Raw genomic sequence first — 14,935 nt, forward strand, 5'->3', positions numbered from 1 at the left:
TACCACAAAAAAAAGCTCTAGGATGAAAGATGTTAATAAAAGTTTGAGTTCTTGATTTTAGGATCAAGTCTTTGTCCTATGGTCAAGCGATCGCTTGAAGCATCACTCACTGGGATTCAAGAGGCTAAAAGAGCGTTTGCCCGTAAGGGGTGGACACAAGAGAATCTAGCAGCAGAAGTCAACCTCAAGACTAGACAACCAATTTGGCGGTTTTTCAGTGGTCGTCCAGTTGAGCGTCATACCTTTATTGAAATTTGTTTGATTTTAGAACTGAATTGGCGGGAGATTACGACTAATCCTCCAGCAGAATTCCGTGAACTAGAAGAATACGCCCAGCCGACTGTACTGGATATTGATAAACTAGTGCAGAAAGTGCGATCGCAACGCTTCGACAAAATTCAAGACCAGTGTGGTATTTTGCAGTTATTGGATATTAGCCGTCCAGTTGCGATCAATGACATATATATAGATGTGAATATTTTGGAGGAGATTGCTAGCCTTCAGTGGTTAGAAATCACCGATCTGCAAAACCTTGATCGCAAAGAATTCGACCGTTTTGGCTTAGGTGAAGTTGACGAGAAACAGATACCTGGTACACAGGCGGTTAAAACTTACTCCAAAATTAGGGTACTAGGTAAACCAGGAGTAGGTAAAACAACCTTTTTGCAACATCTTGCCATTGGGTGTAACCAAAACGCATTTGCGGCAAATCAGGTACCAATCTTCATCACACTGAGAAACTTTGCTCAAGAGTCTAAGATTACCAACGATTTCAGCTTATTAAAATACATCAGCCAGGAGTTCCTTGCATCTGGAATTCCTGATCCCTCAGTCATCGAAACCTTGCTGAATGAAGGTAGGGTATTACTGTTGCTTGATGGCATGGATGAAGTTCTTAATCAACAAAGCAATGCTGTCTTGAACGAAATTCGGAGGTTTTCAGAGAAGTATCACAAAAATCGGTTCGTGGCGACCTGTCGAACAGCAGCTCAAAAACTCAGACTTCGAGGCTTTACCGATGTTGAAATTGCCCCATTTACCTTAGAACAAATCCGAGCCTTCGCTCAAAAATGGTTTATGGTTTTTAGCAAGACCAGCCAAAAAGATGGACAGGCGCAGTCCGTTCAGTTTATTCAAAAGTTGGAATTAGATGAAAATTGGCAATTTCGCCAACTCGTCGTCACACCCCTATTTCTGCATCTTACCTGTTGGGTGTTTCACGGTAAAGGAAAATTTCCAACTAAGCGGACTGACTTTTATAAGGAAGGTTTAGACCTTCTATTAGGCAAATGGGATGAAGCCAGAGGCGTTGAACGGGATGACGTTTATGGAGGGTTTTTATTATCACAAAAACTCAAGTTATTCAGTCAGATTGCAGCCGCGACATTTGAGCAGGGTCAGTACTTTTTTGAGCAACGCATCGTTGAGCAATACATTGGTGATTATATTGACAATCTAAGCAACCTGCCAATGGATGCAGAAGAATTGCAAATAGAAAGTGAAGCAGTGCTGAAGTCAATCGAGGCTCAACATGGACTACTGGCAGAACGGGCGCGGGGAATTTTTTCCTTTTCCTATCTAGCATTTCAAGAATACTTCACAGCGAGGAAAATCGTTGCCAGCCATAACTTAGAGGCATTTGGGCAAGCGCTATTCGGTCTAGTCAGTCATATCACCGACCCCCACTGGCGCGAAATCTTCTTGTTAACCGCCACCATGCTCAGGAGTGCAGACTCTCTAGTACTGTTGATGAAGCAACAGATTGATACACTTGTTGCCCAAGATGCTTATTTACAAGAGTTTTTGACCTGGGCTAGCCAAAAATCTCGCACTATTCCTACCCAGTCAAAAGATGCGACAGTGAGAGCATTTTACCTTGCTTTGAGTCGGACTCCTCACATAGCTTCTCACTTTGCCCTAGCCAGCAGCCTCGACCAAGGGATGTTTCTGGATGCGGCATTAGATGACCTGCTGGTGGAGTGTGCAATTGATGGGAGCCAAAGCTTTGCCCACATCCACGCCTGCGGAGATGCTATGAGCAACATTCTGGGTATTGTTCTGGATGTTGGACTCCATAAATCCCTGCAACAACTCTCTGACCAGTTGCCAAATTCTGGTCAAAGTCAACAACGGTTTGAGCTATGGTCGCAAACGAACTATTCAGCTTGGGCCCAACAGGTAAACAAGACAGTGATTAATTATCGCAATATTAACCACGAGTGGCAGTTTAGCTCTGAGCAAGAGCAAGAGCAAGTGTTGCAACGCTACTATGATGCTAATCAGTTACTACTCGATTGCCTGCATAGCAATTGTGAGGTGACAGCTGCTATTAGGCAGGAAATTGAAGCCACCTTATTGTTGCCGATAAAGGAACTTGAGGATAGGGAATGGCAATAATTCTTTTGGTTAATTCCTGAAAGAGGTTTGGATTGCAAAAATCATCTTGAATAAGCTTTGTATCGTAGTTAATCAACTAATTCAGAAAATCAAACAGCACCAAATCATAGTATAGGAGCTAGGCTAATACGAAAATTCCGAACATTTATGTCTTCAAGCGAAAAAGAAATTTCAGCGATCGCTTTTACTGGAAATCCTGAATCCTCTTGCATCTGTATATCCAACAGTCTTTGGTGAAGCAGTTAGTAAAAGAAACAGCAAAACTGCTTAAACATTCTGGTAAAAGATCATGAAAACGGCAAGAAATAACCCACTAGATATACGCCACATTAGTCTTAAAGTAACAGAGTTAATTAAGCAATACGCTGTTGTAAATAACTGTACGCAGGGTGAAATGCTAGAGCGTATTGTTTTGGAATGGAACACCCAACAAAGCGAGAGCGAACGACCATCAGGAGATGAAGATGAATAGCTTTTTGTACAAGCCCTTGGGGTAATTCGTAATGGGCTACGCCCCGCTACGCTAACGTAATTACCATTGCTTAAGGGTTCTAGACATTTCAAATGGGCGGCTTATTTCCACCAACCTGTGCCAGACTATGCTTCCCCATCAACTAACTGAGAAATTAAAATTTTACGTGGTTGTAAAAAACTCGTTTGACATTCTCCGCCGCAGTCACATAGAACACCACGATCGCCCCCAGAACTAGCACAAAACTCAACGGCAATGGTTGAAATCCGAATAGCCTTGCCAACGGTCTCCAAGGAATGATTATTGTCACTCCGATAGTCGCCAGGGTTGCCATCAACAAGTATTTTCCTGGCTTACTGTTGAAAATGGATTGGCGGGTACGAACGACTAACACAACCAGCGATGCAGAGATGACAGACTCCAAAAACCAGCCTGTTCTAAACTGTTCTGGTTGAGCGTGCAGCAGCAACAGCAACGCGCCAAAGGTGAGATAATCAAATATTGAACTCAACAAACCAAACACAATCATAAAATTGCGGATAAACTTGATATCCATCCGGCGAGGTTTGTTGACTAACTCCCTATCTACCCGATCTGTAGCGATCGTTAATTCTGGGAAATCGGTGAGGAGGTTCGTCAGCAAAATCTGACTGGGTAAAAGCGGCAAAAAGGGCAGAAACAGAGAAATTCCCGCCATACTAAACATATTGCCAAAATTGGCGCTAGTTGCCATAAATACATACTTTAAAGTGTTGGCAAATGTAATCCGTCCTTCCTTTACGCCTTCGATAAGGACATTTAAATCCTTTGCCATCAACACAATATCAGCAGCTTCTTTAGCGACATCAACTGCACTCTCAACGGAAATGCCAACATCAGCCGCATGAAGCGCAGAAGCATCGTTAATGCCATCTCCCAGATATCCAACTACATTCCCTGCTTTTTTGAGGGCGATAATGATCCGCTCTTTTTGGTTTGGCTCTACCTCAGCAAAGAAATTTGTTTGCTGTACTCGATGTATCAAAGCTTCATCACTGAGCTTGTCTAGTTCAGAACCTGTCAACGCCTTGGGTTCAGGCAATCCTACCTGCTGAATGATACTCATCGCCACCGCCTTGCTATCTCCGGTAATCATCTTCGGGGTGATTCCCAGCAATTCCAACTCTTTGAGGGTGTCAGCAATGCCAGCTTTTGGCGGATCGAACAGAGCCAGGTAGCCCAAAAATGTCATGTTCGTTTCATCGTCTTTGCTGAAGGAATCTTGATTAAAATCGCGATAAGCCACACCCAAGGCTCTAAATCCCTTACTGCCCAAGTCTTCGGCTTGTTGGTGGAGTTTTTGTCGCTGATCTGCAATGTCAATAGTTTTCCCCTCAACAGTCTCAACATTTGAGCAAACATCCAGAATATTTTTCAGTGCGCCTTTAGTGATAATTAAATGCGTATTTTCTGTCTTGGAAAATTGCTCTACTTGGGCAGACCCCAGACGCTCCTCCGTCGCTAACGCTGGCGCTATCGCTTTTAGCGTCTCCCCTTGGGAGAAGACCGCATTTTCCGCTTTTTTGAATAGAATGCTTAGACGTTTGCGGTTAAAGTCATAAGGCACTTCATCTAGCTTTTGATAGCTAGAAATATCGAAGGTTTTGTGTTCGCGAATCGCTGCATCAATGGGATTCACATAACCAGACTCAGATGCGGCATTCAAATAAGCGTAAAGTAGAACATGATCGCTTTCTTTGCCCTCCACATCAACCGCAGAGTGAATTTTCACCTCTCCTTCCGTCAGCGTCCCCGTTTTATCGGTGCAAAACACATTCATACTGCCAAAGTTTTCAATAGCAGGTAAGCGCTTCACAATCACCTGCTTTTTTGCCATTTTCTTGGCACCACGAGCTAAGTTAACACTGACGATCGCAGGTAACAATTGAGGAGTCAAGCCGACCGCCAGTGCCAGAGAAAATAGAAAGGATTCCAGTACTGGGCGATGGAGATAAACGTTAGCGACAAAAATTAGCACTACCAAAATTAGCGTTACTTCCATGAGAAAGTAGCCAAACTTACCCAATCCGATTTCAAATTCGGTTTCGGGAGGTCTGAGTTTCAGCCGTTCTGATACTTTGCCGAATTCAGTTTCTTTTCCAGTATGAACAACTACTGCGATCGCCGTTCCACTAATTACATTGGTTCCCATATAGAGGGAATTGGTACGTTGGGCTAGTCCAGTTTCCGCAGGTATAGCTATAGCCAGCCAAGTTAGGACGTAGAGTATAATGATTACTTTCGGACTACCCGATTTCAATGGCTAAACCTTACAGTAATGACTTCCGGCAAAAAGTAATGCAAGCGATTGAGTTGGATGGTCTCAAGAAAAGTGAGGCGAGCCAACTATTTAATATCAGTCGCAATACAATTAACTTGTGGTTTGAGCGCAAAGCCGAAACAGGGGAAATTAAGCCAAAGCCGAGGCAAGCATCCCAACAGAACAGCAAAATCAGTGATTGGGAGAAGTTTCGGGTATTTGTTAAAGCACATGGAGATAAAACTCAAGCAGAGATGGCACAGTTATGGGAAGTTCCGATTAGTCAGCGAACGATTTCCCGGGCATTACAGAAGATTCGTAATAGTCGTAACTTGTCAACTGGATAGGTTTCTCCTGTCAGTGCTGCTTCATCCACTGATAAATCTTTCGACTCTAAAACGAGACAGTCACCTGGAATATTTTTACCCGCACAAAGCACTACAATGTCGCCCCTGACTATTTCCTCGGTGGGGATTTCTTGAGATTCCCCATCCCTCAAAACAGTTGCTTTAACTTGCACTAATGCCAATAATTTTTCGACAGCATTCGAGGCTCCTCGCTCTTGCCAAAATCCTAATAGCCCACTGATCAGAACGATCGCCAAAATGATTATGGCATCTGCCGCATCTTTCAGAAAAATCGATAGCACCGCCGCAAAAATCAGAATCAAGATAATCGGACTCTTGAACTGATTAAGCAACAGCATCCATGCGCTCGATTTGTGTTTTTGTTTGAGGCTGTTTGCGCCGTACTCGCTCAGGCGTTGTTTGGCATCTTGACGGCTTAACCCAGAGGTTTTAGAGTGCGTCTGCTGAAGCACTTGATCCGTGGACAAGCTCCAAAATGCGGAGAGTTGGGGATTCATCGGTTTGATTTTCGGTAAATCTTTTGGGTGCTTAACTGTAGCGACCTGCAATGCTAATCGCTCAAACCTGCAATCATGACATTTACAAACCAGGATTAAATGCAACTATAATTACGCTTCAGCCAGGATTATTTGCAACTGAGCCAGGATTATCTGCAACCAACCTGCAATCATCGGTTTGAGCCAGGATTATTTGCAACTATAAATGAACCTGCTGGAAATTGCGCTTTCAATTAGTTCAAAGTGGCAATCCCGCCGCCAACATTTGCTCCTGCAACTCCCGCGCACGCATTGGGTCAAGTTGACCACGAAACAACAACTTAATTTCAGCCGGTTTGGCATTGAACTGTTCAGCCAAATCCCTCACGTTATAGCCATGCCGAGTGAGAGTTGGTTCCAAATCATCAAGAAGCTTCGATAGCACCGACTCAATAATCACCGTAGTAACAGGCTTGACTGCAACTCGGTACGCAGCCTCTAAAGCTAGTGTCAAATGTTGTTCGATTTGTAGTGGAGTTCTCAACCGCGCAGCAAGTAATTCAATAGCAGAGGCCTCTAGTATGTCACTGATAGAAGTATCATCCGTAGTACATTCAGATACCAACCATTCAATATATTCTCGTTGATTACCGACAATCCCCTCCAAAGAGAAGACCGTCGCCCGATACCCAATTTCCTCCATCGTGGGACGGCGCAAATCATTTTTCAGTTTGGGATGACCAGCCAGCACTACCGAAAGTGTGCCACCACCGTCTTCAACTACCTCGATTAAACGTTTAAGTCCCGTCAGCGTACTGTAATGTAGGTCATGAGCCTCATCCACAAACAGTGCTACAGGCTTTTTACCTTTTCTAATCAGGTCACGTAATTCCCGTTCCCGTTTTTCGCCGTCTTTCGGAATTTTAATTTCCTTATCTGTGGATAAATCATAGAATAAGGCAGCAATCAGAGTGGGTAGTGTCGCTCGGTCTTTATCCACAGAAAGCGATTTTGAGACGGTAATTTTACCTTCTTTCTCCAAAACGTCAAACAAACGTCGTAAAGTCGTTGTTTTACCACACCCGATAATTCCTGTAATGGCAACCAACTTCCCCGAATGAATTGCCACTTTAATATCCTTGAACATTTGTTTTTGGTGTTCAGTCTCGTAGTACCCAGCTTTGGGAAACTCCTTAACCAAACTAAAGTGTTCCATGACCTCAGTAAGCATTTTGTTCCCCTCCTTTTGGCTTTTGGAAATACTCCCTTACCCGGTCAATAATCACTTTTTTGTTGAGGGTTTCAGTTAGCAGTGCATTAATAAATGCCATTTGTTCAGGAGATAATTTGGCCAACGGCTGCGCTAGATAATCTGAAATCGCCAATTTAGCGAATATTATGCTGGGATATGTAAATTCTTGGAATGGGTCTGGGTCGTTAAAAGGTGTGACAGTCGGCTCAAGTTCTTTATACTTGTCCACTAGAAATTGGAGATCGGCATTTTTGTCCAATGCTGTCCGTGGCAAACCCAGTTTCTTTGCTAAATCCGCAATCCTGTCTGCCCGTTCTTCGGTTTTAGTTTTTTTGTGTTTGCGATAGCGATGTAATGGAATTGGCCCATCAACCGGGTAAAATGGGCCGTAGCGGCGATCGCTAAACTCAACATATAGCTCGTTGTCAAATAAACCCCACCAAAGGACGACAGTTTCACCAGCCAAGTCTGGCTCTACCTCATAAGCTACGCCTTCAATTGATACCCTGGCATCGGAACCAACCTTTCTACGTTGCGGTTCGCGGGCAAAGTTACAGAATCGCTCCCAACTGCACATTGCGCGTAAACCTGACTTGGGGAGATTTCGCAGCCAATCTTCTATGCGCGAATGTGGGGACTCTCGGTGTGGCTTATCGTTGTAAAGCAACAGATACTGGCGCAACCAAAGGTTAGCCTCTACCTCGTTTTCCGGTTCGTGAAAGTGATACAGAGTTTCGTAAGCTTCTTTTACCGTCCGAAACGGTCTTTCTACTTTGCCCTTGGAACGAGCTGTCACCCGACGACCATCCTTGCCATTGGGCAGATGCGTGACTAGCTTGATTCTTAGGCAGTCCATGACATTCGCTATAAAGCATCAGCAGGGGATTACCTTTACCCGCATCCACCCACAATGGCTGCTTTACGTGTTTCAAATCAGACTGACTCAGGTCGAAATGCCAACATTCATTGCTGTATTCTGCCTGAAAACGCACCGCCGGAGGTTGCCGGGTCATTCGTTCATTGTCATATCCCCATACTTTCAAGTAATAGTTGACGGTACTTCTAGTTAACGTACCCTTGCTCGGTTGGATAAAGCCATTTGGTGTATCCATCCCAAAATCTTCCAGTAGTTCAATCGCCCGTGCAGTTGAGAGGTGTCGCCCTTTCTTATTACTGGTGCGGATTTTCATCGCCGCAATGATTTCACAGTAAAGTTCCATTTCAGCCTGTGATAGCTTTCGAGGTGTTCCACTATCTGAGCGGTTGATGGATTTGGGGCGTGATAAGTTACGCAGAGCGCGATACAGAGTATCTGTTGACACACCGTATAGAGCAGATGTCTGTTCAATGAGAATTCGACGCTCTTGGCAACGACTTGGTAATCCGTCGAGGCGGTGGCGTAAGTTGATGAGTGCCTCTACCGGGATTTCCTTGTGTGCCATGTTATGTTTTTATCTCAGCGATGTAGTTATAGAGAGTTGGTTTAGAAATCCCCATGAGTCTACAGATTTCAACAATGGTGTGTTGCCTTTCGGTATAAAGCTTTACTGCTAATTGGCGTTTTGCTCGGTCTAGTGCTTTTGGTCTACCTCCCTTATGACCACGCGCACGCGCTGCTACAAGACCCGCCGTTGTGCGTTCACGGATGAGATTGCGTTCAAATTCTGCCAATGCACCGAACAGATGGAAAATTAGCCTGCCACTGTTATTAGTGGTAGTAATGGATTCTGACAAACTAGAGAGTTCAATTCCTCTATCATCTAACTGGGATATGATTTCGATTAGGTCTTTGAGCGACCTTCCCAGGCGGTCTAACCTCCACACCACTAGGACATCACCAGTCCTTGCTACTTCCAGTGCTTGGTTTAGTCCAGGTCTTGCTGCTTTCACTCCACTTATATGATCTGAGTAAATTTTTGCACAACCAGCTTGCTGCAAGGCATCCATTTGCAGGTTCAATTTTTGGTCATCTGTTGAAACTCGCGCGTAGCCGATCAACATTACTTGAACCCCAACAAGTCAGTAAATAAACCCGTTACCTCACAGTATATGTTGCCGATAATATTTTTACCGAGTTTCGTTACCAAACTTGAGCCGATTCTAGGGGGACTTGGATATCAATCATAGTGGTAAAGAAAACGGTCGTTTCTTTTACCTTTATAGTTGCAGTTAATCCTGGCTGAAATTCAACTATTTTTTTTTATAAGTCAAAGGGTTTTTTGAGCAAACTTTCTTGCCTACCGTTTGATGGGACTTTCGGTTAGTTGCAAATAATCCTGGCTCAAACCGATGATTGCAGGTTGGTTGCAATTAATCCTGGCTCAGTTGCAAATAATCCTGGCTGAAGCGTAATTATAGTTGCATTTAATCCTGGTTTGTAAATGTCATGATTGCAGGTTTGAGCGATTAGCATTGCAGGTCGCTACACTTAACGCGACTTGGCAAAGTGCTGTTGAGTCTTCGCCGCAATCTGACGATCTGTCATCTTGTCAACTGTTTCAATACCTACAACACGGCTAGAGAGGTGATTTACTTCAAGACGTTCTTTGAGTTCATCCTTTGCCTCACCCGGCCCAAATATTAGAATAGACTCTGCATCACGAATATATGCAATGACCGCATCATAGTAAATGTTGAGTTGCCCCGTAAAATTTCTCTGGCGGCTATCATCTGCGGGTACTTGACGCGATTCATAAGCACCTTTAAGGGGTGAATCACCAGAACGCCGGGGCTGTTTTTCTACCTCCGATATAATCTCATTTATCTCTTCCCCTTTCTCCGTAACAGTCACGACAATAGCTTTCCTATGGTCAATCCACAGCCCTACTTTTGTTTTCATTGATATATCCTTTGTTCACTAGTTCCACATTGAATTTTAGAACTGCTTACCACAGTGAAATTAACAACTTTGGCTTATGATTTTACTGTGATAGGCGGTTGTTTTATTTCCTGAATAAATTGATTGAATACGATACAAAACTTAATTACGAATTACGAATTATTTAAATCTCGACGTGTTAACTCCCAGTTCGCCCATTTTTTTGGGAGTTAGAAGAAAGACTACTCAGGAGTAAAAGATTGACCATCAAGTTGGGTGTAAATACTGATTGGAAAGCCCAGTAAAGCAAGAATACGCTTTTGCAAAGGTGAAAGAGCAGTCAAGTGAGCATAAATTTCGTTTTTAACCTCAATCAATAGCAATGTAATCTCTTTAAATGCAGCCAGAATTATTTCTGCGCCCTTGTCTTGCAGTTTCTCGCTTCGGATTGCCAACATAGAGACCCGCAAGTTTTTCTTTCTCTTTTTCTAGATTGTGGCGAACCTGAAATTCTAAAAGGTTTAAAACTCGCAAACCAATAGAAAGTAGTCTGATTAAACCAGTAATATGGTCTTCACGTTGTAAATACATCGGAGTCAAGGAAAGAGGAAAGTTTTTCAGCCTCGCAAATCCTCGTTCCATTAAGTACTCATCTCTATAGGCACGAACTGCTTGTTTTAAACTAAATTCAGTTTGATGTTTATTTGTAACGTAAACCCGCCAGCCTAACATTTGGATTTGTGCTTTAACTGCGGATTCGTCAATCTTAAAACTCAGGTCAAACGATACTTCTTCTACTATTCTAGCTGGGCGGTCTCGGTATCTTTGTTGAACTTTTTTAACTTTTTTTGTTTGAATATCAACTTGAAATAATCCACTGGTTTTATATTTGTTGAGAATAGCTTCACATATTTCTAACCATTCCAAGTGTGAAGTGAGCTTTTTCTTGCCACGTCGAGGCACTTTCAGTTGTTCTAGAGCATCTACTGTTTTCTGTATTCGTTCACGTAGATGTTTTTCTGCTGTTTTTTGAATCGCAAACGAGCGCACAATTAATTGTCTTTCCGACCAAGATATTTCTTGTCCATCAATCTCTATTTCATGGATAATCTCTCTTTCAAAGCCATCAGCTATGTTTTTGCTTTTTGCATCTGCATATTCGTAATCTATAGTTGTTAGTTCTTGTTGACCATCCCAAACTGGTTGGAGATATTTGCTTAGTTCTTCGTTAGATACTTGCTTGGCTGTTAAAGGACATAAGTAAAAATCTCCGCCCCATACTATATGAGTTCTTGTCTTTATTGATGACATTTTACAGTCACCAATATATAACAATCCTGACTTTTTTAGTGTTGAACGTACTTTATCTATTGCTGGAATATATAATGGGTCATCTGCTTTTTCTCCTGACAATATTTCCGTCGCTATTGGCATTCCTAATGGGTCTAATGTCGATAGCATTATTTTCACTTGCGCCAAATCCGGACGATTGTCTTTGCTGTGACCCCATTGAAATAACCCTTGTGGGTTTACTCCACAATGACTTGAAGCTGTTGTACTATCTAACCGCACCTGTTCTGGGACAATATCGTACACCCGCAACAAACTACTTCCTAGTTCCGACTCAAATGAACACCAGTTTGCATCTATAGATAGGTAACGTAATACTGCTTGCAGACGGTCATCTGCCAAATCTAGTGAGCGTAAAGATTCGTCCGTCAAGCTTTTTAACGTTTCTAACCGCTTACTCACCCAAGCTTGAACATGGTTCAAACGGTGGTCTGCTTGCGATAATATGTGTGTTAACCAAATTACCACCACACTACCTAGGTTTAGTCCTTGCCAGTTTCCATGACATGGAAAATGTTTATCGATTAGTTGTTCTACTCCCATATGCTCCAGTTGTCTTAGCAGTAAGGGTATATCATCAACTCGTTCGTTTGTAATTATGGGTTCTTTTGCCATGAACCCGAACTTATACCTACTTGGTTTCTTTTGGAATATGTCTATAGGTATACTTTTTTGGCTAACTCAGAAAAAAATGGGCGAACCTGGAGTGTTAAAGCTTGAATCTCAGTTCGCAGTGCGGTAATTTCTGTTTGCAAGGCTTTAATTGATTTCACACCAGCTAGTTCTGCTTCATTATTCTCTGCATCCTGACCTACAAAGAATGTTGCCAAAGTTGCTGTCACATAACCACTGATCGCAAACGCATACAGTGCCAGGAAAAAACATAGTACCCGCCCTTCTGCCGTTTTCGGAAAGTAATCAGACCCAATCGTAGTCATCACCATTGCTGTCCACCACAGCCCAGCACCAACATCGGCGTTTCTAGCCAATCTTCTAACTGTTGCAGTACCTCACTGCGCTCTTGATCTAACGTCGGCTTTGAGCGTTGGTTCAGATAGCTGAAGGATGAGACTGATACACCTTTAGCTGCGCCCGTAATTGGGCAATTTCCGTCGCCATATCTAGCACCATTGCCGCTCCGACTAAGTTTAGCCCTAAATCTTGACGCAAGCGTTGAATCTGAGCAATTCGCGCGATCGCACGGGAATGCAGCAAATCACCAATGGGTTCGATTACGCCTAACTCAACGTAAACCTGCACAATGCTCATCGAAGTCTCAGTTATTGATGCGGCATATTCAAAGGTGTAGAGTTGTTCGCCTTCGAGTGAAACCACGGTTTTTGAAAGGCTGAAGGTCATAACTTAATCTCCTCTAATTGGGTACGTGGGTTAAAGCTAGTATTTGCCTGGATTTTTTCGTAGTATTCTTCCTCGATCGCACTCAGATCTTGCGGCGTGACAATCTGAAGTTTGGCAAATAAGTCACCTCGTCCCCCTTTTGGCAATGTCCAGCCTTTGCCGCGCAGTCTGAGGGATTGCCCCGATCGCACTCCTTTAGGGATTTTCATCGTTACGCTACCATCGGGGGTTGGTACGCTAATTTCTGCGCCTAAAACCGCTTCATCAGGGCGAATGGGAATTTCGCAAACCAGGTTATCGCCCTCAAATCGAAAGAAGGGATGGGGTAACACTTCGATAGTTAAATATAAATCGCCACGCTGTTGAGAGAATGGACTAGGACGACTTTTACCTTTGATGCGAATTCTACTCCCAGGCTTTGCACCCGAGGGAATACGGACGTTGATTGTTTCCTCATCGAGTTGCAGCCGTTTTTGAACACCGTGAAACGCTTCGGAAAATGTCAGGGCAATGGCGGCTTCAGTATCCGGTGCAGGGGCTTGAGAACGAAATCCACCACTAAAATCATCAAAGCCACCAGTGGAGGTTTTACGTCTCGTTCGACCCAGCAGATCGTTGATAAACGAATCAAAATCGCTGTACTGATCGAAGTCAGTTGTACCAACATTAGTGGAACTGGGTGGTGGCGCTTCAGTGTAACCAGGATTATTCCAGTGCTGACCAAAGCGATCATATTTCTGCCGCTTTTCTGGATCAGAAAGTACCTCATTCGCTTCGTTCAGGTCTTTGAACTTCGCTTCTGCATCTTTATCTCCAGGATTGAGGTCAGGATGATATTTTCGGGCAAGTTTGCGGTAAGCGCGTTTAATTTCTTCAGGGGTTGCGGTTTTGTTGACTCCCAGAACTGCGTAATAGTCTTTAAAATCCGTTGCAGTTGGCATTACTGACCTCTCAATTATGGGTTATTTTCCGATGGGTGCAATTCATGCCGCGAACTCATAGCTAATTTCTGTAATCTTTCCTTTAAAATAGAGCCGAGTGCCTTCTGGATGCTCCCATCCCACTTCACCTTTTAAGGGAATCAGCATCCCATTGCGAACTGAATATTCCCCAAATCTGCCGCCCCAAGGCATCGCAGTCAGCTTATCGCCATCCATTCGATAACGACCCTCAGCCCGAATAGTGGCGATAGCCCCTTCGTCATTAAACTGAAATACAAGGGAAACAGTTGTTGTACCATCGGTCATAGTAGCGCGAGCGGATGTGTCATCAATCGCCTCCCAGCGCACACCCTGACTAGGTAACAGAGCCGTGGGATACCACGCCGTCTCTGCAAAAAACCGCAATAATTCACCTTGATTCGATTCAGGCGTACCGTGCATTTTGGCAACGGTGAAAAGACCGAATAATGAAGCCTGTAAGTTGCCTTCTCCTAACAGATAGGTATCATGGACAAAGGCATTCACTCCGGGAGCCATCTGAATACGTGCATCCCAATCAAAACCGGGGTGCTGGGTGATCACAAGCTGTGTGGCGGTAAACTTACTCCACTTTGCCTCAGTTTCACTCATATTGAACTGCCCCTGCTGAGAGAGTTTGACCGCAGATGCGATCGCTTGTCCATCCTTAAGCACAGTCCGAAAGAATCGCTGTACAGGGGCTGGTAAGCCTTCAATTTCCTTTTGGTCATAGATTTTGGGCTTAATTATTTCCTGTCCATTTGTTAATCTGGCGCGTAATTTATCAGTATCCAACTGCCACCGATAACCACTATAAATGGCTGCAATTCCCAAGCAGACTATGATGAAAACACCAATAATTGCAATCCATCTAATCCACATGATCCTTACCTATATTTGTTAATTCAGAAGTTGATAAATTGTGATGATAAGAATGATTATAAAAATAGTTTTATAGATTAACTTTGTGTATTTAGCTAGCCAACTTGTAAGATAATTATCAACCTCCACAAAATCACTGACTACTTCCCTAATTTTCCACTAAAGCATAAAACATCAAATACTTCCTGTATCTGAATAGGTAAATAAAAATAATGTCATCTATTCCTTTGGAAATATTTATAAGAATACGGACAATTCATACATAATGAAATCATTGAATTAAACATGATATTTAACTGAAAA

Annotated in this window: 11 protein-coding genes and 4 pseudogenes; 4 read left to right on the forward strand and 11 right to left on the reverse strand. The window is 43.3% G+C overall.

The window, feature by feature from the left end; genetic code table 11:
• The first annotated feature begins 78 nt into the window (after positions 1 to 78).
• A complete protein-coding gene (locus tag L6494_RS28850; RefSeq protein ID WP_237997339.1) occupies positions 79 to 2,397 on the forward strand; it encodes an NACHT domain-containing protein in 2,319 nt (772 codons plus the stop codon).
• A gap of 289 nt (positions 2,398 to 2,686) precedes the next feature.
• On the forward strand, positions 2,687 to 2,869 hold the full coding sequence (locus tag L6494_RS28855) for a hypothetical protein (protein WP_179067296.1): 183 nt from the start codon (positions 2,687 to 2,689) through the stop codon (positions 2,867 to 2,869).
• A gap of 154 nt (positions 2,870 to 3,023) precedes the next feature.
• On the opposite strand, the pseudogene L6494_RS28860 reads toward L6494_RS28855, so the two are convergent.
• A pseudogene (locus L6494_RS28860) lies at positions 3,024 to 5,024 on the reverse strand (cation-translocating P-type ATPase); the annotation flags it as partial.
• Between the two features lie 143 nt (positions 5,025 to 5,167).
• Between L6494_RS28860 and L6494_RS28865 the strand changes: the two are divergent.
• Positions 5,168 to 5,515: an IS630 transposase-related protein gene (locus tag L6494_RS28865; protein WP_442947024.1), complete on the forward strand. Its 348-nt coding sequence runs from the start codon at positions 5,168 to 5,170 to the stop codon at positions 5,513 to 5,515.
• Here the strand turns inward: L6494_RS28865 and L6494_RS28870 are convergent.
• Positions 5,452 to 6,084 (reverse strand): cation-transporting P-type ATPase, encoded by a 633-nt coding sequence (locus L6494_RS28870; RefSeq protein ID WP_442947025.1) that lies wholly within the window; start codon positions 6,082 to 6,084, stop codon positions 5,452 to 5,454. The genes L6494_RS28865 and L6494_RS28870 overlap by 64 nt on opposite strands.
• On the opposite strand from L6494_RS28870, the gene L6494_RS30935 reads away from it, so the two are divergent.
• Positions 6,084 to 6,215: a hypothetical protein gene (locus L6494_RS30935; protein WP_269139265.1), complete on the forward strand. Its 132-nt coding sequence runs from the start codon at positions 6,084 to 6,086 to the stop codon at positions 6,213 to 6,215. The two genes, L6494_RS28870 and L6494_RS30935, sit on opposite strands and share 1 nt — an antisense overlap.
• Before the next feature lie 56 nt (positions 6,216 to 6,271).
• On the opposite strand, the gene L6494_RS28875 is transcribed toward L6494_RS30935, so the two are convergent.
• The 9 genes and pseudogenes from L6494_RS28875 to L6494_RS28915 all read right to left on the reverse strand — a co-directional run bounded on the left by L6494_RS28875 (position 6,272) and on the right by L6494_RS28915 (position 14,632).
• Positions 6,272 to 7,243 (reverse strand): ExeA family protein, encoded by a 972-nt coding sequence (locus tag L6494_RS28875; RefSeq protein ID WP_237989512.1) that lies wholly within the window; start codon positions 7,241 to 7,243, stop codon positions 6,272 to 6,274.
• Positions 7,233 to 8,691, reverse strand: a pseudogene (locus L6494_RS28880) (IS481 family transposase). The gene L6494_RS28875 and the pseudogene L6494_RS28880 overlap by 11 nt, the downstream one beginning before the upstream one ends.
• A gap of 16 nt (positions 8,692 to 8,707) precedes the next feature.
• A complete protein-coding gene (locus L6494_RS28885) occupies positions 8,708 to 9,265 on the reverse strand; it encodes a recombinase family protein (RefSeq protein ID WP_237991029.1) in 558 nt (185 codons plus the stop codon).
• A gap of 427 nt (positions 9,266 to 9,692) precedes the next feature.
• Positions 9,693 to 10,103 (reverse strand): hypothetical protein, encoded by a 411-nt coding sequence (locus L6494_RS28890; RefSeq protein WP_237997053.1) that lies wholly within the window; start codon positions 10,101 to 10,103, stop codon positions 9,693 to 9,695.
• 221 nt (positions 10,104 to 10,324) lie between these two features.
• Positions 10,325 to 12,047, reverse strand: a pseudogene (locus tag L6494_RS28895) (IS1634 family transposase).
• Positions 12,048 to 12,088: 41 nt separating this feature from the next.
• Positions 12,089 to 12,400, reverse strand: a pseudogene (locus tag L6494_RS28900) (ion channel); the annotation flags it as partial.
• Between the two features lie 82 nt (positions 12,401 to 12,482).
• On the reverse strand, positions 12,483 to 12,791 hold the full coding sequence (locus tag L6494_RS28905; protein WP_237997065.1) for a chaperone modulator CbpM: 309 nt from the start codon (positions 12,789 to 12,791) through the stop codon (positions 12,483 to 12,485).
• Positions 12,788 to 13,732, reverse strand: a complete 945-nt coding sequence (locus L6494_RS28910) for a DnaJ C-terminal domain-containing protein (RefSeq protein ID WP_237997073.1) — start codon at positions 13,730 to 13,732, stop codon at positions 12,788 to 12,790. Before L6494_RS28910 ends, L6494_RS28905 begins: the two co-directional genes overlap by 4 nt.
• Positions 13,733 to 13,774: 42 nt before the next feature.
• Positions 13,775 to 14,632, reverse strand: a complete 858-nt coding sequence (locus L6494_RS28915) for a DUF6920 family protein (protein ID WP_237997076.1) — start codon at positions 14,630 to 14,632, stop codon at positions 13,775 to 13,777.
• Positions 14,633 to 14,935 lie beyond the last annotated feature (303 nt).

The sequence above is a fragment of the Nostoc sp. UHCC 0870 genome, from assembly GCF_022063185.1.
Lineage (GTDB): Bacteria > Cyanobacteriota > Cyanobacteriia > Cyanobacteriales > Nostocaceae > Trichormus.